We start from the raw sequence: 18376 nt of genomic DNA, 5'->3' as shown, positions 1-18376 counted from the left end.
TCGGACATCCTCTTGAAAATTATCCGCAGTAAATCCTTCGTTGGCGACCGCGCCTGGGCGGCGCTGGATATCGCCAATATGAACGGGATCACCACGCGCTTGCACTGGACTGATCAGCCGTACAAATGGCACATCAATGATGGGCAGGAAGTATTCGTAGTGCTCGATGGGCAAGTGCAGATGTGCTACCGGGAAGAGGGTAGCGAAAAAGATACCTTGTTGGAGACCGGGGACATTTTCTACGCATCCGTAGGCACCGAGCACGTGGCCAGACCTATAGGCGAAGCGAGAATCCTGGTGATCGAGACTGAGGGCAGCGTTTGAGGTGTATCTGGTGAATAGATAACCCATAGAGAAATTACCCGTTATATAGATATTCTGTTCGGCTCTAGCATGGCCTCACCTCATTCGAGGAGAGGAAATCACCGTGACGTGCCTTGCCGAAAAATATCCCTTGCGACCGCTTAGCCACCTGCCAAGGCCGTTGGAGGTGATTCGACAATTCACCCCGAACTGGTTTGCCGCGACCATGGGCACCGGCGTGCTGGCCCTGGCCCTGGCGCAACTGCCAGGGTCCTACCCCGGTTTGCACGCGCTGGCCGAAGGGCTGTGGTTGTTCAACATTCTCCTCTTCGGTTTGTTCACGGGACTTTACGCCGCTCGCTGGGTGCTTTTCTTCGACGAGGCCCGGCGGATTTTCGGACATTCAACCGTGTCGATGTTCTTCGGCACCATTCCCATGGGGTTGGCGACGATCATCAATGGTTTCCTGGTGTTCGGCGTGCCGCGCTGGGGCGAGGGGGTGTTGCCGTTGATCGAGCTGTTGTGGTGGGTCGACGTGGCGATGTCGCTGGCCTGCGGCGTGCTGATTCCGTTCCTGATGTTTACCCGCCAGGAACACCGCATCGACCAGATGACTGCCGTGTGGCTGCTGCCCGTAGTCGCCGCCGAAGTGGCTGCTGTCAGCGGCGGGCTGTTGGCGCCGCACCTTGCCGATGCCCATTCACAACTGGTCATGCTGGTGACCAGTTACGTGCTCTGGGCCTTTTCCCTGCCGGTGGCGTTCAGCATCCTGACCATTCTGCTGTTGCGCATGGCCTTGCACAAACTGCCGCACGAGAACATGGCCGCTTCGAGCTGGCTGGCCCTCGGCCCCATCGGGACCGGCGCCCTGGGCATGTTGCTGCTGGGGGGTGACGCGCCGATTATCTTTGCCGCCAATGGCCTGTCGGGCGTGGGCGAGGTCGCCTCCGGGCTGGGATTGGTTGCCGGCGTCACCCTGTGGGGCTTCGGTTTCTGGTGGATGTTGATGGCACTGCTGATCACCGCGCGCTACTTGCGCGAAGGCATCCCGTTCAATCTCGGCTGGTGGGGCTTCACCTTTCCGCTGGGTGTGTTCGCCCTGACGACGCTGAAGCTGGCGAGCCTGCTGGGCCTGGTTTTTTTCAATGTGTTCGGTTGCGCGCTGGTGGCGATGCTGGCGGTGATGTGGCTGATCGTGGGCTGGCGCACGTTACTGGGCGCCTGGCACGGTGAGTTGTTTGTGTCGCCCTGCATTGCGGGGCTGGCGAAATAATCGTTAAAGACAGGTAATGTGTGGCCTGGATCGAAAAAGCGTCATTCCAAACAAGCGTCCACGCCACTCAGGAACATGGAAGATGAGTCACCCTTCGCAGTTCACCTTGCTTCGCACGCGGCGCTTCCTGCCGTTTTTCATCACGCAGTCCCTCGGGGCGTTCAACGACAACATTTTCAAGCAGTCGCTGATCCTCGCCATTCTCTACAAGCTGACCATCGAGGGTGACCGCTCGATCTGGGTCAACCTCTGCGCGCTGCTGTTCATCCTGCCGTTCTTCCTGTTTTCGGCGTTGGCGGGTCAATTCGGAGAAAAGTTCGCCAAGGACGCGCTGATTCGCCTGATCAAGCTCGGCGAAATCGCGATCATGGCGGTCGGCGCGCTGGGTTTCCTGTTCGATCATTTGTGGCTGATGCTGGTGGCGCTGTTTGCCATGGGCACGCATTCGGCGCTGTTTGGGCCGGTGAAATATTCGATCCTGCCGCAGGCATTGCGCGAGGATGAACTGGTCGGCGGCAATGGCCTGGTGGAAATGGGCACGTTCCTGGCGATTCTTGCCGGCACCATCGGCGCGGGGATCATGATGTCGTCGGCGCACTACGCGCCGGTGGTGTCGGTGGCCATCGTCGCCATCGCCGTGGCCGGTTACCTGGCCAGCCGTGGCATTCCACGGGCGGCGGCGGCCTCGCCGCAGATGCGCTTGAACTGGAACATCTTCAGCCAGTCCTGGGCCACGTTGAAGCTCGGCCTGGGACAGACCCCGGCGGTTTCCCGCTCCATTGTCGGCAACTCGTGGTTCTGGTTCGTCGGGGCGATCTACCTCACGCAGATTCCCGCGTATGCCAAGGAGTGGATGCACGGCGACGAAACCGTGGTGACGTTGATCCTTACGGTGTTTTCGGTGGGGATCGCCCTGGGTTCGATGCTCTGTGAAAAACTCTCGGGGCGCAAAGTGGAGATCGGCCTGGTGCCATTCGGTTCCTTCGGCTTGACCGTGTTCGGGCTGCTCTTGTGGTGGCATTCCGGCGCAATCCCAGACAGTGTCGACGGCCACGGCTGGCTGCAGATCCTGGGGTTCGGGCATGCCTGGCTGGTGCTGATCGACATTCTTGGCCTAGGGATTTTTGGCGGTTTCTACATCGTGCCGCTCTACGCCCTCATTCAGTCGCGTACCGTGGAGAACGAGCGGGCGCGGGTGATTGCCGCCAACAATATTCTCAACGCACTGTTCATGGTGGTCTCGGCGGTCGTTTCCATCGTCTTGCTGAGCCTGGCCAAACTGTCGATCCCGCAACTGTTCCTGGTGGTGTCGCTGCTGAACATCGGCGTCAATGCCTACATCTTCAAGATCGTTCCAGAGTTCAGCATGCGTTTCATGATCTGGCTGCTAAGCCATTCCATGTACCGGGTGGAGCATCGCAACCTCGAAGCGATTCCTGATGAGAGCGCGGCGCTGTTGGTGTGCAATCACGTGTCGTTTGTCGATGCCTTACTGATCGGCGGAGCGGTGCGTCGGCCGATTCGTTTTGTGATGTATTACAAGATCTACAACCTGCCAGTCCTGAACTTTATCTTTCGCACCGCGGGCACAATTCCGATCGCCGGGCGCCAGGAAGATATCCAGATCTACGAAAAGGCCTTCAGCCGAATCGCCCAGTACCTGAAGGACGGCGAGCTGGTGTGCATCTTTCCTGAAGGAAAATTGACTGCCGACGGTGAGATCAATGAGTTCAAGAGCGGACTGACACGCATCCTCCAGGAAACCCCGGTGCCAGTGATTCCCTTGGCGTTGCAGGGCTTGTGGGGCAGCTTCTTCAGTCGCGATCCGGACAAGGGGCTTTTTCGCCGGTTCTGGTCGCGAGTGACCCTGGTGGCGGGTTCGGCGGTTGCGGTCGAGACGGCTGAGCCTGCGAAGTTGCAGGCGATGGTGGGAGAGCTTCGCGGCGCGGTCCGATAACGCAAAACGATGCAGGAACCGGGAAGTCCGGCTCCTGCATTCGGTTCAGTTGCTGACCTTGAGGCCGATCAACCCGGCAATGATCAACGCCACGCTGACCAACCGAATCAGCGCCATCGACTCGCCAAACAGAATGATCCCGGCGATCACCGTGCCTACGGCACCGACACCGGTCCAGATTGCATAGGCGGTGCCCAACGGCAGCTCTTTCATGGCAAGGCCCAGCAGGCCAAGGCTGATCGCCATGGCCGCAACGGTCAATGCAGTGGGAAGAGGGCGGGAAAAGCCGTCGGTGTATTTCAGGCCGACAGCCCAGCCGACTTCAAACAGGCCAGCGAAAAACAGAATGATCCAGGACATCACACACCTCATCGATGGATGGGGTCGTCCCCGGATAAAACTCTTTGGAGTCGCGAGGTCGTCCCCGCATTGGGCAAAAGGATGCCCAATGCTGACTATTCGGTCAAGGCGCCCGGTCAGTCCGCCGCTTGACGGGCAAGCTGCTCACGGTCTTGCTTTTCACTCATGCGCCGGAAGTGGGTTGCCAGCAACGCGCCGGAAATATTGTGCCAGACGCTGAACAGTGCACTGGGCACCGCCGCCAGCGGCGAAAAATGCGCACTGGCCAGGGCCGCGCCCAGGCCGGAGTTCTGCATGCCCACCTCCAGCGACAAGGTTTTGCGCTGGGCCAGTGGCAATCCGAACAGGCCCCCGGTGAAATATCCCAGCAGGTAGCCGAAGCTGTTGTGCAGCATCACTACTGCCATGATCAACAGGCCGGATTCGGCGATTTTCGCCTGACTGGCCGCGACCACTGCCGCGACGATGATCACGATGCTCACCACCGACACCAACGGCAACACATCGACCGCGAGACGAACCCGTTCACCCAGTAGACGTTGGGCGACGACGCCAAGGAAGATCGGCAACAGGACTATTTGCAGGATCGACCAGAACAGCGCCGAGAACGACACCGGCAACCAGGCCGAGGCCAACAGCCAGATCAGCGCCGGGGTAATCACCGGGGCGATCAGGGTCGTGATGGCCGAAATCGACACAGCCAAGGCCAGGTCACCACGACCCAGCCAGGTCATGACGTTGGAGGATGTGCCGCTCGGGCAGCAGCCTACGAGGATCACCCCCACGGCAATTTCCGGCGGCAGGCTGAATATCTGGCAAAGCAGCCACGCGGTGCCTGGCATGATCACGAATTGAGCAGCAACTCCCAGGGCGACGCGTCCCGGATGGCGGGCCACTTCGGCAAAATCCTCGGTCTTCAGGGCCAGGCCCATGCCGAACATCACCAGGCCAAGCAACGGCACAATGGCCACTTTCAGATCGACAAACCATTGGGGAAATAGAAACGCTACTACCGCAAACAACAGTACCCAGTAAGCGAAGGTGTTGCCGACAAAACGACTCAATGCAACCAGTGCGCGCATGACCTGATCCTTATTATTAGTTGCAGCACAGCCCGACATGAAAGCGAGCCTGCTTAAGATAACGGATTATCGACCCACATTACTGTGGGTGATCGACCGTCATCGCGAGCGGGCTTGCTTCCAAAGGACAACTTCTGCCATTAGATTCCCTGCGGAAGCTCTTCACCACCCAACGCTTCAACCAGCGCCGGCAGGAACTCACCGAATGTCAGCATCATCAGGGTGAAGCTGGCGTCCAACTGGCCCAAGGCTTCGTCGCCGCCGTCCTGTTCCGCCTGGTCCTGCAGCAAGTCCTCGAACTTCAGGCGCTTGACTACCATTTTATCGTCGAGCACGAAGGACAACTTGTCCTGCCAGGCCAGCGACAGCTGCGTCACGACCTTGCCGGTGCTCAGGTGCAGTTGGATTTCGTCGCTGGTCAGGTCCTGGCGCTTGCAACGAACGATGCCGCCGTCTTCATGGGTGTCGCGCAATTCACATTCGTCCAGCACGAAGAAATCGTCTGCGGCTTTCTGAGTCTTGACCCAGTCGGTCATGATCGCGGTTGGGGCCGTCTTCACGGTGAGCGGACGTACCGGCAGCGTGCCGATGACTTCGCGCAGGGTGGAAAGCAGGTCTTCGGCGCGTTTCGGGCTGGCGGAGTTGACCAGGATCAGGCCCTGTTTCGGCGCGATGGCGGCGAACGTGGACGAGCGACGGATGAATGCGCGAGGCAGGAACGCCTGGATGATTTCATCCTTGATCTGGTCCCGCTCCTTTTTATAGACCTTGCGCATCTGTTCGGCTTCGATCTCTTCGACCTTTTCCTTCACGGCGTCACGCACGACGCTGCCGGGCAGGATGCGTTCTTCCTTGCGGGCGGCGATCAGCAGGAAATCCTGGCTGACATGCACCAAGGGCGCGTCTTCGCCTTTGCCGAAGGGCGCGACGAAACCGTAAGTGGTCAACTCCTGGCTTGCACATGGGCGTGCCAGTTTGGTCGCCAGTGCAGTTTCCAACGCCTCGGCATCAACAGGCAGATCTTGGGTCAGGCGATAGATAAGCAGGTTCTTGAACCACATGGGGTGAGTCTCTCCTTTATACAAAGGGGGGCATTATTCTCTTCGCGGCGCCATAGGCCAACCCTTAGCTAAGCCTTTGGAAGGCCTGAGAAAATTAATGTAAAAAGTGCTTGCCAGCTTAGGGAGTGCTCCGTAGAATGCGCGCCACACCGAAAGCGAAGGGTGATTAGCTCAGCTGGGAGAGCGTCTGCCTTACAAGCAGAATGTCGGCGGTTCGATCCCGTCATCACCCACCATTCGTTTCAAGTGTTACGCGCAGCGGTAGTTCAGTCGGTTAGAATACCGGCCTGTCACGCCGGGGGTCGCGGGTTCGAGTCCCGTCCGCTGCGCCATATTCGGTAACCTGGAACACTGAACGCCAGGTCACCACAAGAAGCCCGCTAACGCGGGCTTTTTGCTGTTTGCAGTTTCTCCGCGGTACGCATGAATCATTTGTTTTGCTGACTTTTTCAATTAAATCAGCACGTTATAAAAAACTGTGAGAGAATGCGCACCGCATCGAAAGTGAAGGGTGATTAGCTCAGCTGGGAGAGCGTCTGCCTTACAAGCAGAATGTCGGCGGTTCGATCCCGTCATCACCCACCAAGCTTTCAATGTTACGCGCAGCGGTAGTTCAGTCGGTTAGAATACCGGCCTGTCACGCCGGGGGTCGCGGGTTCGAGTCCCGTCCGCTGCGCCATATTCGGTCATCTGGAATGCTGAACGCCAGGTTGCCAACAAAAAGCCCGCTCATTTGAGCGGGCTTTTTGTTGTCCGGCACTTTATCTACTGCTCGGCGTTCCGGCTGTGACGATAATCACTGACCGCCTCATACACGGCCTTGCGCAAACGGTTGATACCGCCAATAGGCCGATGATCCTCGATGCCGAACCAAGGGTTGAAGGACTGGTTATCACAAGCGAGGTTCAGCTTGGGCGTGTCGAAATCCTGAGCCGGCACCTTGATTCGCGCCACCGTCTCGAACGGTGCATCGTCTTCCTGCCATTCAATGCTGGTGTCTTCGATGGGCATGTACCTGCTCGGATCCTGACGCTGGATCTGCAAGACAAAACAGGCCGGCACGCGATCTGTGGATAACTGCTGATTCAATGCGCTGCGCAAGAAATTCGGCAGGTCCTGGTTCTGCGCAGGCAAGGTGTAGCTTGGACAGCTGTCCGGGTCCGGTGCGACGCGAAACTTGGCATTGGCCGCGCCGAATTTGTAAGGCGATACCGAGAAGTAGGTGGTCTGGGTCGGGCTGGTCGGGGGCGGCGAAAGGGTCGCCAGGGCGATGAATAAATGACGGATCTGCCAAGTGCGCGGATCCAGGCTCGGGAAGAATGCCATCGCCTTCTTCCCGTCAGCCTGAGCGGCCACATTCTGACGATACTCGGCGACATCACTGACAAAGAAGTTCGGATGATTGAACATCACGAAGTCCTGCTCGCCTTGTGATTGCCGACCAGCGAGCAGTTGCTTGCCGGGCACCTCCAGCAACTTGATCGCCATCCCCCGCGCGTCGCGCAAGCTGTCGAATTGCGGATAGGCGTTACCGTTGGACAGGCGGATCGTTGCCTGCCAGGTCTTGCCCGGCTCGGCAAATACCCCTTGGCGCAAAGGCGCTGGCAGATCGCTCGGCACCTGGACTTCGGCCATGACACAACCGTGTGCCTTGGCGTGGGCATCGCGCAGGTAGCGGGTGCCTTCGCGGTGCTGATCGACGATGCGGATGGCGGTCTGGATGATGTCCTGGGTCATGGCGCTTTCGCCCGGGGGGATCTGCTCCTTGTTCGAGACCGAGCCGCTGTGTTGCCAGGCAAACCAAGCGGTGGACAAGGCCCAGCCGAGCAGCCCGATGCCCAGCAGCCACAAGAGCGTCTTGCCCAAAAAGGCGCCGAGGCGCAGCCAGAGCGTGATCAACATGCAAACATCCTTTTACCTGTGGGATTCATCATTACAGTTGCGACTCCAGCGACCCGCCCAACACTTTCAAATATTCCAGCAAGGCCCAGCGTTCCTGCGGTTGCAGCAAGCGGCCAATGACGCCGTTGCCTCGCTCGCCTGAGCGGAATTCATGGCCGCTGTTGTGGTTGCCGGTAATCTTGGTATCGAAGAGAAAACCGTTGGCAAAGGCTTCGGTGCGATAGCCCAGATGTCGCGGGTCATATTCGAAGCTGCCTTTATAGAAGGTCGTCGCCCGCTCGGCCTGGGGAGACAGCAGTTGATAAATCGTCGGCACCGAGCCGTTGTGCAGGAATGGCGGCGTGGCCCAGACACCTGCCAGCGGCCGGGCTTTATAAGCGCGCAATTCGCGCACGCCGATGGGCAGCCCGAAACCATCCAGGGCCGGGCGCTCGACCGGCGTCACGCCGGCGTCGCGATAAGCGCGGTTTTCGACAAACGCTGTGACATAGGCCAGGCCCTTGGCAACCGAAACCTGGCTGAGATCCAACGGCTCTGTCGGCGTCGGGTGCAGGTGCACCTCCAGCTTCGCCAGCTCGGCCGGGTCCCATTGCAGACTGGTCAGGTTGAAGCGATGGTCGGCGATATTATTGGCGGTGCCGGGGTCGGTACCGATCACTTTCACCGGCAACATGCGCAATTGTTGAACAGGCCTGTCAGGCCCCTGAACCACTTCCGGGACATGGCAGCCGGCGCAGTTCTCGGTGAACAGCGTCCGGCCTTTGGCCGCCAAAGGCTTGTCGATCGAGCCTAGCAGCGCCTCAGGCCATGTCGGAGGCTTGAGCAGTTGCAAGGTTTCTTCAATCTTGTTCAGGTCGCGCACGCGCACGCTGGAAGGATAGCGCGCATCGCCCTGCAGCGGCTTGCCCTGGGCGTCGAAGAAATTCAACGTGGCGCCGACTCCCAAGGCTTCGCCGACATTGCGCGCCATCGGTTGCTGGGCCGAGCCGTTCCACTGCACCCAGTCAAATGTCCACATTTCCCACAGCTGAGGGTAATCCACCGGCGCGTTGGCGACCCGGTAGTTTTCCGCTGAAATGGCATCGCCAAAGCTGGCGTTGGCGATACGGCCAAAGGCGTCGGTACGTCCCGGACCTTCCTCGGTGGGGTAAAGACCGCGATGGGTGTCGTTCCAGGCCGTGCGCAGAAAGGTATCCAGGGAAACCTTGAATGTCTTGCGCAGCTGTTCATGACGGGCGTCATAGTCCTTGCCCAGCACCTGGCGGGCGAAGCGTTCGAATTTCCAGGGGTTGTAGTAGGTCGAAGCTAGACTTGCGACCAAGGCTTGTCCGAAGCTGCCCCCGCGTAATGTCGGAACAGTCGACGGCAACACGTGTTGGGCCGAGCCGCCATCGATCCGTATCGCTTGGCCCTTGAAGTGCAGTTCGCCCGTGTGGCAAGCAGCACAAGTGATGTCCAGATATTGCTCGCGGCTGCCCGCATTCTGATGCCGCGTGAAGCCCACCGGCAAATTACCGGGATTGTCCGGCGTGGCTTTTTGCGCTGGATCGACCAGGAAGCCGAAGCGCGCGAGGTATTCGGGCGACGCGAAGCGCTGTTGCGAGAACGGCAGCTCCAATGCCGTGAACCACTCGTAGCGCAGGCCTTTGACCTGAGTACCCTGCGGGGTGAAATAGTACGTCTGGCGCTCGGCGGCGCTCCACTGATCCAGGTAGTGCACTTGCTCGACAGGCGTATAGGCCGGCAATCGCGGGTTGGCGACGTAATAAAGCACCACGGCCACGACGACGACAAGCAATGCGAGGATGAGCAAGAGAATGCGAGAGAGGAGGCGCACGGTAACGTCCTTGTTTTTCTGATATGCCCTTATGCCTCAGCGCCGCCCGGCCGGCAAGTGGCCATTATCTCGGGCCGTAGGGGGTGGCAAGTTGTCTCTGTACGTAATAGATGACAGATGCTTCATCTGCCCAGGTTCAAAAAGCGTTTGCCGGCCTGAACTTATCATCGCTTTGTGGCTCACATGCCGGTAGCCATTGGTCGTGGCCGCCTGATAAGCTCGCGGCTTTACTCGATTGCCCTTTAGGCGCATGAACAAGGAAATAGCATGAAACAGCATCGGTTGGCGGCGGCGGTAGCCCTGGTTGGCCTGGTACTCGCGGGTTGTGACTCGCAGACCAGCGTAGAGCTGAAAACCCCGGCGCAAAAAGCTTCCTACGGCATTGGCCTGAACATGGGCAAGAGCCTGGCTCAGGAAGGTATGGATGACCTGGACTCCAAAGCAGTCGCCCAGGGCATCGAAGATGCCGTCGGCAAGAAAGAACAGAAGCTGAAAGACGAAGAACTGGTCGAAGCCTTCGCCGCCCTGCAAAAGCGTGCCGAAGAACGCATGGCCAAGATGAGTGAAGAGTCGGCAGCGGCCGGCAAGAAATTCCTCGAAGAAAATGGCAAGAAGGCGGGTGTTACCACCACCGCTTCCGGCCTGCAGTATGAAGTGGTCAAGAAAGCCGACGGCGCACAGCCCAAGCCGACCGACGTGGTGACCGTTCACTACACCGGCAAGTTGACCAACGGCACTGTGTTTGACAGCTCCGTGGAGCGTGGCAGCCCGATTGACCTGCCGGTCAGCGGCGTGATCCCGGGTTGGGTCGAAGGCCTGCAACTGATGCACGTCGGCGAGAAGTACAAGCTGTACATCCCGAGCGACCTGGCCTACGGTGCCCAGAGCCCGAGCCCGGCTATCCCTGCCAATTCGGTCCTGGTGTTCGACCTGGAGCTGCTGGCAATCAAGGATCCGGCAAAAGAAGGCGCAGCCAAGTAATCGCGTCTGCTATAACGACAACGCCTCGCTTATGCGGGGCGTTGTTGCATCTGGCGTTCGGTGAATGACAAAAAAACCGAACGCTCCCGGCGGGCTACAGTCATAGGCAATACAGGCGCTGCGCTAGACGCAGTTGGCCGATCAAGTCAATGAAATATTGGGTTTTTTTATGTGAGTAAAAAACGCCCGATCTAAGCCGGGCCCTTATTAAACGGGGGCTTCAGCGGTGAAATGCAGCTCTGTTCACAAGGTTATCCACAATTTGTGTGGATAACATTTCAGTGGGAGAAAAAATGAAGGCCCCGTGGAATTTCACTCGGTTTCTACCTCTGGCGGGACGGCTGCTGGCCCGCGGTAGACTGCCGACGTTGCTGTTCGCCGTTGCCAGCAAAGGCGCGCGCGAGGGCGGCCGGCTGGGCAAGCTCAAGGAAGACCTGCGCTTGTTGCAGGCGTTGTGCCTGGCCTACTGGCGTGGCGAGTACCGGGCGGTCAGTGCCAAGTCGTTATTGTCGGTCGTGGCGGGGCTCATGTATTTCCTCAGCCCCCTGGACGCGATTCCAGACTTGCTGCCGATGTTTGGCATGTTCGACGACATCGCCGTGCTAGCCTGGATCATGAAAACACTCGACGACGAACTCAGTGCCTTCCGCGCCTGGCGTGACCAGCAGTCACCCGAGAAGCTCGCGCTGGTCGAAAGACTTCCCGACACCCCGGAACAACTCCAGCTCCAAGGTCCGAAAAAGACCTGATCCCGCCTGTTTATCCCAGAACATCATCGCCCCGCGACCTCGGCTGCTATTTAGGATTACACTTCCAAGGAAAAAAGCTGACTCGCTAAGTGTTGTTGTCCTACGGGGTAAACATGGATATTCAAATAATCACACGCGACGGAGAGCCCGAGTACGCGGTTTTGCCGTGGGATCAGTACCAGTCGTTATTGAAGGCAGCAGGTCTCAATCAAGCTCCGCCGCGGCAGGCAAAAGCCCAGGATACGGCGGCACCCGATCAGGTCCTTCCTGGTCTGGATCAGTTGCGCAGCTTGCGCGAAGGGAAGGGCATTGCCATCGAGGCGCTGGCCCGCACGGTAGGCATCAGCCCGTCTTATCTGGCCATGATCGAAAGCGGCGAGCGTCAACCCGATGCCGCGATCAAGCGCAGCCTGGCCTGGGAACTGACGGTGCCGGGTTGGAGGGATGAATCGTGAGTGTACGCATCAGTCGACAACATTGGGATGGGTTGTTGGGGGAGTTGGACCAGGCACGTCGCCAGCGCCATTTGCTGACATACCGCGCCTTGCTGGAACGCTTGCAGCTTCCAAGCCCGGCGATGCAGACCTTGACCGCCGCGCTCGAGCACCTGGCCGCGCTGGACGCCCGGGCTGAACAGCCGCTGCGCAGTTCGCTGGTTATCAGCCAGGGTGCCAGCCGATTGCCGCGCACCGGTTTCTTCGAATGTGTCGAACGCCTCGGCCGTTTTTCCGGTCCTTCCGACGGCGTCGCCGCTGCGTCCTGGCATGCTTCGGAAGTGGTTCGGGTGTTCGAATACGAGTACCCCGAATCGGCGGAAGCCTGAGTGCTCTGGCGCATCAAGGCGCGGGCCGGCTATTGGCTGGCGCGGCGGTTGTTTCATTGGTCATGGTTCGTCCGACAGCCGCGTGGCTGGGCCTGGCTCGAAGGTCAGTTTGCACGCATGGCGAACCTGGGTGATGTCGGCGCCCAGAGTTTCTACGGGCATATCCTGACGTTTCGCGGCCAGGGGCTGGGCGCGCGGGAGGAGGGCATTCGCCTGCTGCGATTGGCCGCACTGGCCGGGGATGGCAAGGCCGCCTATCAGGTCGGCGTCATCAGCCTCGCCGGCACTGCCACTAAAGCGCCGGATCCGGCCGAAGCGGCGCGCTGGTGGACCCTGGCCGCAAAGGCCGGGCATCCGCTGGCCGAGATCAAGCTCAAGGCGCTCGAAGACCAGTCCCCTTAGCTGTTATCCACAGGCGGTATTTCTTTTCTTCGCTAATGGGGCATGTCCTTTAGGGCAAATCTCAGAATAGTCCTACGCTGTCCGTCTCCTTATCTGACTTAATTCTCCGGCCTTCCCCGGCACAGTCTCGCGCTTCCCGATTCCCTCGCGAGACGCCTGCCCATGCCTGATCGATTTTTCCTGTTGGCCTCTGATCGAGCGGTGCCTTGATGGATCAGGTGCGCCGCATCGAGGACGCACTCGACAGTTTCAAAGAGACCCTTCCCCTTTACCGCGAGCAGCTCGAGAGTTGGTACAGCCGCGCTGTGGACGGCGCTAGCCAGCTAGCCGACCTGCCTTCATTGATGGGCATGGAGCGGGTGATCCGCTTCGGTGACAGCACCACGGCGGTCAGCATTCAGGACACGGATTTTCTCTCCACCGTCGCCCGGTGCCCCAAGGGCGGCGTCTTGACGATCGAGAGCAAGCTCGAGTCGGTGTACGACATTCCGCTGGGCGGCATCGTTGTAGATGTGGTGGAGGTCGGCACTGGAAAGATCACGCCGGTCACGCTGGATGCCCAAGGCGTGGGGACCTTCAAAGGCGAAGCGGGTCGCTACTATCAGGTACACGTCCAAGGCGAGGTATCTCCCAAGCAAATCGAAGAACTGTTTTCTTCCTACGACGGCCTGACCTCCGATCTGACGGACTGGCTGCGCGGCGAGTGGCAGGGTTTCAAGCCGCAGTGGGCGCAGCAATCCCTGGCTACGTCGGCGGCTGCGGTGGGCAATGGCCTGCTCGCCGGCGGTTGGGCAGCGATCGAAGGGGTGTGGGACAGCATCGGCCTGATCTCGGACATCCTCAAGGACCCCGCTCGGTTCGGCGCGGAGTTGGGCAGCGGAGCGGCCGATCTAGCCAAGCTTGCACAGTCGGCACCGCAGGTCATGGCGAAGCTGCAGCTGCTGGCCAGTGACGAAGCGGCGCTGTGCCTGCTGGTGCGCACCGCCAGTCTCTGGCTGGACATGCTGCCGCCCAGTGAGCTCGCCGGCAGCACGGCCCAAGCGTTATCCACAATGCTCGTGCAGTTGGTGATCGACCTGCTGATCGGCGTGGTCCTGACCTTCGCCGCGGCGGGAGCCGGCATTGCTTATCTGTCGATGCGCCTGGTTCGGCACAGCGCTCGCCTGCTGGAGGCCGCGAAGCGTTTCATTCGTGCCATCTTCGCAGTGGTGAACGGTTTCATGGCCTACGTGGACCGCTACAAAACCGTGGCGGCGCGAGGCATCACCGCCGCTGTGAAAAAGGGCCGGATGCAACTGCGCTGGGACGCTAAGCGCAATACCACGCTGAAACAAGACCAACCCCACGACGACGCCCCCGCCCAATCGAAAAACCCCAACGGCGACCCCGCCGACAGCGCCGACCAGACCCGCACCCACGGCTGTCCGGTGTCGATGGTCACCGGCGAAGAACTGCTGACCCTGGAAGACGGCACCCTCGACGGGCGTTTGCCCTTCGTCTTCACCCGCCTTTATCGCACCAGCGCCGCCGACCTGGACATTGGCCTCGGCCGTGGCTGGAGCCATGCCCTGGCCCATCGCCTTTTGATTGAAGGCGAGCAGGTCATCTGGATCGATCAGGAAAACCGTCGCACGACCTTTCCGCGACCTAATATCCAACGTCCAGCAATCCACAACAGCCTGGCCCGCGCCGCCATTTATATGAGCAGCGAGCCGGACGAACTGATCATCGCCCAACCCGGCGACGGTGCGCCTTTCCTACACTTTCGCGACGGTCATCTGATTGCCCTGAGCGATCGGTACGACAACCGCCTGACGATCCAGCGCAACATCTACGGCGACATCAGCCGCCTGGACAACGGTGCCCGGCGCTGCCTGCGCCTGCGTTATGAACACCGCCACCTGGTCGCCATCGACTACCAGAGTTTTCACCTGGAACTGCTGCCGGACGAAGCCTGGCGCACCGAACAGACGCTGGTGAGCTACCGCTACGACGCGCGTTGGCGACTCATCGAAGCGACCAACGCCGCCGGCGAAAGTGAACGCTACGACTACGACGACCAGCACGTCATCCTCCAACGGCAACTGGCCGGCGGGGCGAGTTTTTATTGGGAATGGCAAGGCCTCGGCCCGGCGGCCCGCTGCGTGCGGCACTGGGCCTCGTTCGCGCAGATGGACAGCCGCTACAGCTGGGGCGAGGACGGTAGCGTCACGGTCCAGAACCTCGATGGCAGCCGGGAAGTGTACGTCCATGACGACCGCGCGCGGCTGGTGCGCCAAGTCGATCCTGATGGCGGCGAACACCTCAAGGCCTATGACGAACAGGGTCGGCTGGTCGCTGAGCAGGATCCACTCGGCGCGGTGACCGAATACCGCTACGACGAAGTCGGACGGCTGGCGGCGCTGATTCCGCCCGAAGGCGAGCCCACGTCCTACGAGTACCGCAACGGTTTCCTGCACGCCCGGCATCGCGGCAACGCGGTGTGGACCTACCGGCGCAATGAACAGGGCGATGTGATCGAGGCGATCGACCCGGATCGCCACAGCACCTGGTACTCCTACGACACCCAAGGCCAGCTGATCTCCATCCGCTACCCGGACGGCAGCCAGCACACTTTTGTCCGTAATCGCCTAGGCCAGTTGACCGAAGAAATCCTGCCCGACGACAGCCAGCGGATCTTTTCCTACGACGCCCTCGGGCGTTTGCTGACCCGCCAGGACGAACATGGCGCCATCACCCATTGCCAATGGGACGCCGTGGGCCGTTTGCTGCAAACCACCTTGCCCACCGGCGCAACCCGCGCCTGGAGCTACAACGCCTACGGCAAGGTCAGCGCCGAACGCGACGAACTGGGGCGCATCACCCGCTACGAATACGCCGACGACCTGCACCTGATCAGCCGCCGCCTCAACCCCGACGGCAGCGAGCTGAAATACCGCTATGACTCGGCGCGGCTGTTGCTGACGGAAATCGAGAACGAATCCGGTGAAAAATATCAGCTGGACTACACGCCCAACGGACTGATCCGACAGGAAACCGGCTTCGACGGCCAGCGCACCGGCTACGCCTACGACCTCAACGGTCACCTGCTGGAAAAGACCGAGTTTGGTTCCGACGGTAATCAACGGGTCACCGCTTACCAAAGGGATTCTGCAGGACGCCTGCTGCGCAAGACCTTGCCCGACGGCGAAACGGTCGAGTACCGCTACGACGGCCTTGGGCGTCTGGTCAGTGTCGACGACGGTCATTGGCCGCTGGCCTACGAATACGACGCGCAAGACCGCCTCGTCGCCGAACACCAAGGCTGGGCCACCCTGCGTTATCGATACGACAGCGCGGGCCGGCTGATCCATTGCCGTCTGCCCGATCGCAGCACCCTCGACTACCGCCACCTCCCGGGCGGCGCGCTGATTGCCATCGACCTCAACGGCACGTGCCTGACCGAACACCGCTTCAAAGGCGGACGCGAGACCCAACGCCAGCAGGGCCGGCTGCTCAGCGACTACAGTTACGACGAACAAGGCCGCCTCAAGGCCCAGACCGTGTGGCAGACCCAGCAACAGCAATTGTTCTGGCGCGACTATTCCTACGACGCGGGCGGCAACCTCGCCGCGCTGTCCGACACACGAAACCGCCGCAGCTACCAATACGATAAGCAAGATCGCCTGCTGCGCATCGACTACGCCCACAGCCAAGCCCCGGAACGCTTCGCCCACGACCCGGCCGGCAACCTGCTGATGCAGGACCGCCCCGGCCCGACCACCCTCAAGGGCAACCGCCTATTAATGGAGGGCGACCGCCATTACGACTACGACGCCTACGGCAACCTCGTCCGCGAACGCCGCGGCACGGCCCAATGCCTGGTCACCGAATACCGCTACGACAGCCAACACCGCCTCATCGGCGTCACCAGCCCGGACGGCAACGAAACGTCCTACCGCTACGACGCCTTCGGCCGACGCATCAGCAAGACCGTGGACGACCAGACCAGCGAATTTATCTGGCAAGGCGACCAGGTCATCGCCGAAAGCAGCGACCAGCACTACCAAAGCTACATCTACGAACCCGGCACCTTCCGTCCCCTCGCCCTGCTCGAAGGCGAAGGCCCAGAAAAAGCCACGCCGTTCTACTACCACCTCGACCATCTCGGCACGCCGCAGGAACTGACCAGCCACCAAGGCGAAGTGGTTTGGGCAGCGCGCTACAGCGGCTACGGCAAACTCACCGAACTGCGTCACGGCGACGGTCCCCGAATACATCAACCGCTACGTTTCCAAGGGCAATACCACGACCGGGAAAGCGGCCTGCACTACAACCGCCATCGCTACTACAATCCGGAGACAGGGCGGTACCTGACGGCGGATCCGAGCAAGCTCAAGGGTGGGCTTAACGGGTATCGGTATACCCTGAACCCGACGGGGTGGGTGGATCCGTTGGGGTTGGAAGGCTGTCCGGGTGACGGGTGCAAGAAGCCGGCAGTTGGCGAGCACGATCCGGCGGCTAAGGTTGGGATGGATGAAGGCGAGCCGACGCTGCCGATGACGGCGGAGCAGCGGCGGGCGCGGATTGATGAGTTGGGGGAGGCGAATGCTCATCGACGTTTGGATGAAATGGAAAGATCGATTGAGGGCGCGCATTTCCTAGAGAAACATGGTGCCCAGACTACGGCGGACGCTCAGTTAGAACGCGTTACGACCGGCCGGAACCCCGGGACGGGGGAGATTGAAGTTCATACGAGGGGCCGTAGGGAAGGTCAGCCGAAAATTCCTTCAGCGGCGACACGCTTCGTAAGTCATCGAGATCAATGGAACGCCATACATAGGGCGAAACTAATTTTTAGGCGAAGTGGTCTTAGGCAATCCCGCGAGCCAATTGAGTTTGGAAGAGTGATAGGAGAGGGGTATGAAAAAGACGGATTACAATATGGGCGTCAAACGAAAGCAGTGGTGATATTGAATGATGCCGGTCTTCCAATAACTAGCTATACGGAATTTGAGTAATGACAATGTCGTCTGATATGGTTGTGCTAAGAAGTCTTCTATTTGTATTTGATATAGAGAATACGATAGATGAGGCTAGAGAGGAGGCCATTGTTTCGAAGGATGTTAACTCTGATTCTGAATTGGTAGAATTATTTGATTCCTTGCTCAAACCGGACTTTTTGATATTTAAATCTCATGAGCGCGAATGGTTTATCGAAAAAATCACGTTTTATCTGGCGAAGGGGGAAAATTTTGATGAGGTGTTTTCGAAGATAACGACATATTTCGATGATGATGTTAAGGATCAGCGTCGCTTTATGGGGATATTATTGGATTGCTTGATTCGATATCATTTAGAAGTAATTCAGTAATTATGATTTAGAGGGGGTTTTGTTTGAGGAAGTCAAAAAAATATGGTTCGTACATGCCTGGCGAAATCTCATTGGAAAACCGCACTGAAAACGTACAGTCCCCAAGGCACAGGCAGTGGAGAGCTAACTGCAGCACCAAATTCAATAGTTTTCGACTACAGCATCAAGCCATAAATGAAGCGCTAACCCGGGAAGCACGAGGCCTGCCACGCTTTACGGGCGAAGACAAGAGAGGCAATCCAATCGTGCGCATGTATATGCCCAAGGTTGGGCAGGGATACATACCCAACGTA

General features: G+C 59.5%; 15 protein-coding genes and 4 tRNA genes. 14 read left to right on the top strand and 5 right to left on the bottom strand.

What is annotated here, in order from left to right; genetic code table 11:
• Nucleotides 1–12 precede the first annotated feature (12 nt).
• The 3 genes from J3P95_RS18485 (at nucleotide 13) to J3P95_RS18475 (ending at nucleotide 3533) form a co-directional block, all read left to right on the top strand.
• Nucleotides 13–324, top strand: a complete 312-nt coding sequence (locus J3P95_RS18485; RefSeq protein ID WP_434558192.1) for a cupin domain-containing protein — start codon at nucleotides 13–15, stop codon at nucleotides 322–324.
• Between the two features lie 103 nt (nucleotides 325–427).
• On the top strand, nucleotides 428–1576 hold the full coding sequence (locus J3P95_RS18480; RefSeq protein ID WP_434580174.1) for a TDT family transporter: 1149 nt from the start codon (nucleotides 428–430) through the stop codon (nucleotides 1574–1576).
• Between the two features lie 82 nt (nucleotides 1577–1658).
• Nucleotides 1659–3533, top strand: a complete 1875-nt coding sequence (locus tag J3P95_RS18475) for an MFS transporter (RefSeq protein WP_434558190.1) — start codon at nucleotides 1659–1661, stop codon at nucleotides 3531–3533.
• A 45-nt stretch (nucleotides 3534–3578) separates the two neighbouring features.
• On the opposite strand, the gene sugE is transcribed toward J3P95_RS18475, so the two are convergent.
• From sugE to rdgC, 3 genes are all read right to left on the bottom strand, one after another.
• Nucleotides 3579–3893 (bottom strand): quaternary ammonium compound efflux SMR transporter SugE, encoded by a 315-nt coding sequence (gene sugE, locus J3P95_RS18470; protein WP_434558189.1) that lies wholly within the window; start codon nucleotides 3891–3893, stop codon nucleotides 3579–3581.
• A gap of 116 nt (nucleotides 3894–4009) precedes the next feature.
• Nucleotides 4010–4975, bottom strand: coding sequence for a bile acid:sodium symporter family protein (locus J3P95_RS18465; RefSeq protein ID WP_434580176.1), 966 nt, complete (start codon nucleotides 4973–4975; stop codon nucleotides 4010–4012).
• 140 nt (nucleotides 4976–5115) lie between these two features.
• Complete coding sequence (gene rdgC, locus J3P95_RS18460) at nucleotides 5116–6036, bottom strand: recombination-associated protein RdgC (protein WP_434558187.1); 921 nt, start codon at nucleotides 6034–6036, stop codon at nucleotides 5116–5118.
• A 160-nt stretch (nucleotides 6037–6196) separates the two neighbouring features.
• On the opposite strand from rdgC, the gene J3P95_RS18455 reads away from it, so the two are divergent.
• The 4 genes from J3P95_RS18455 to J3P95_RS18440 all read left to right on the top strand — a co-directional run bounded on the left by J3P95_RS18455 (nucleotide 6197) and on the right by J3P95_RS18440 (nucleotide 6715).
• Nucleotides 6197–6272, top strand: a tRNA-Val gene (locus J3P95_RS18455).
• Between the two features lie 19 nt (nucleotides 6273–6291).
• Nucleotides 6292–6368: transfer RNA gene (locus J3P95_RS18450), tRNA-Asp, on the top strand.
• 177 nt (nucleotides 6369–6545) lie between these two features.
• Nucleotides 6546–6621 (top strand) — tRNA-Val (locus tag J3P95_RS18445).
• A gap of 17 nt (nucleotides 6622–6638) precedes the next feature.
• Nucleotides 6639–6715, top strand: a tRNA-Asp gene (locus tag J3P95_RS18440).
• Between the two features lie 86 nt (nucleotides 6716–6801).
• Here J3P95_RS18440 and J3P95_RS18435 read toward each other — a convergent pair.
• Nucleotides 6802–7938, bottom strand: coding sequence for a catalase family protein (locus tag J3P95_RS18435; RefSeq protein WP_434580178.1), 1137 nt, complete (start codon nucleotides 7936–7938; stop codon nucleotides 6802–6804).
• Nucleotides 7939–7969: 31 nt separating this feature from the next.
• Nucleotides 7970–9775, bottom strand: coding sequence for a di-heme-cytochrome C peroxidase (locus J3P95_RS18430; protein ID WP_434580179.1), 1806 nt, complete (start codon nucleotides 9773–9775; stop codon nucleotides 7970–7972).
• 267 nt (nucleotides 9776–10042) lie between these two features.
• Between J3P95_RS18430 and J3P95_RS18425 the strand changes: the two genes are divergently transcribed.
• From J3P95_RS18425 to J3P95_RS18395, 7 genes are all read left to right on the top strand, one after another.
• Nucleotides 10043–10756, top strand: a complete 714-nt coding sequence (locus J3P95_RS18425; RefSeq protein ID WP_434580181.1) for an FKBP-type peptidyl-prolyl cis-trans isomerase — start codon at nucleotides 10043–10045, stop codon at nucleotides 10754–10756.
• 293 nt (nucleotides 10757–11049) lie between these two features.
• Nucleotides 11050–11505, top strand: a complete 456-nt coding sequence (locus J3P95_RS18420; RefSeq protein WP_434558183.1) for a YkvA family protein — start codon at nucleotides 11050–11052, stop codon at nucleotides 11503–11505.
• A gap of 113 nt (nucleotides 11506–11618) precedes the next feature.
• Nucleotides 11619–11960, top strand: coding sequence for a helix-turn-helix domain-containing protein (locus J3P95_RS18415; RefSeq protein ID WP_434558182.1), 342 nt, complete (start codon nucleotides 11619–11621; stop codon nucleotides 11958–11960).
• Entirely contained in the window at nucleotides 11957–12328 is a 372-nt protein-coding gene (locus J3P95_RS18410; RefSeq protein ID WP_003179080.1) for a hypothetical protein, read from the top strand. The genes J3P95_RS18415 and J3P95_RS18410 overlap by 4 nt, the downstream gene beginning before the upstream one ends.
• On the top strand, nucleotides 12329–12730 hold the full coding sequence (locus J3P95_RS18405) for a sel1 repeat family protein (protein WP_434558181.1): 402 nt from the start codon (nucleotides 12329–12331) through the stop codon (nucleotides 12728–12730).
• Between the two features lie 209 nt (nucleotides 12731–12939).
• Nucleotides 12940–17730, top strand: a complete 4791-nt coding sequence (locus tag J3P95_RS18400) for an RHS repeat-associated core domain-containing protein (RefSeq protein ID WP_434580183.1) — start codon at nucleotides 12940–12942, stop codon at nucleotides 17728–17730.
• Entirely contained in the window at nucleotides 17730–18083 is a 354-nt protein-coding gene (locus J3P95_RS18395; RefSeq protein ID WP_434580185.1) for a hypothetical protein, read from the top strand. The genes J3P95_RS18400 and J3P95_RS18395 overlap by 1 nt, the downstream gene beginning before the upstream one ends.
• The last annotated feature ends 293 nt before the right edge of the window (nucleotides 18084–18376 follow it).

The sequence above is a fragment of the Pseudomonas sp. Z5-35 genome (assembly GCF_051131945.1).
Taxonomy (GTDB): domain Bacteria; phylum Pseudomonadota; class Gammaproteobacteria; order Pseudomonadales; family Pseudomonadaceae; genus Aquipseudomonas; species Aquipseudomonas marvdashtae.
The sequence above is the reverse complement of the archived record's forward strand: the minus strand, read 5'-3'. Positions and strand labels throughout refer to the sequence as shown.

Excerpts from the sequence above, each read along its gene's own strand:
- J3P95_RS18465 (WP_434580176.1), bottom strand. The coding sequence starts at position 4,975 with ATGCGCGCACTGGTTGCATTGAGTCGTTTTGTCGGCAACACCTTCGCT.
- J3P95_RS18435 (WP_434580178.1), bottom strand. The coding sequence starts at position 7,938 with ATGTTGATCACGCTCTGGCTGCGCCTCGGCGCCTTTTTGGGCAAGACG.
- J3P95_RS18425 (WP_434580181.1), top strand. The coding sequence starts at position 10,043 with ATGAAACAGCATCGGTTGGCGGCGGCGGTAGCCCTGGTTGGCCTGGTA.
- J3P95_RS18395 (WP_434580185.1), top strand. The coding sequence starts at position 17,730 with ATGACAATGTCGTCTGATATGGTTGTGCTAAGAAGTCTTCTATTTGTA.
- J3P95_RS18400 (WP_434580183.1), top strand. The coding sequence starts at position 12,940 with ATGGATCAGGTGCGCCGCATCGAGGACGCACTCGACAGTTTCAAAGAG.
- J3P95_RS18475 (WP_434558190.1), top strand. The coding sequence starts at position 1,659 with ATGAGTCACCCTTCGCAGTTCACCTTGCTTCGCACGCGGCGCTTCCTG.
- sugE (WP_434558189.1), bottom strand. The coding sequence starts at position 3,893 with ATGTCCTGGATCATTCTGTTTTTCGCTGGCCTGTTTGAAGTCGGCTGG.
- rdgC (WP_434558187.1), bottom strand. The coding sequence starts at position 6,036 with ATGTGGTTCAAGAACCTGCTTATCTATCGCCTGACCCAAGATCTGCCT.
- J3P95_RS18420 (WP_434558183.1), top strand. The coding sequence starts at position 11,050 with ATGAAGGCCCCGTGGAATTTCACTCGGTTTCTACCTCTGGCGGGACGG.
- J3P95_RS18415 (WP_434558182.1), top strand. The coding sequence starts at position 11,619 with ATGGATATTCAAATAATCACACGCGACGGAGAGCCCGAGTACGCGGTT.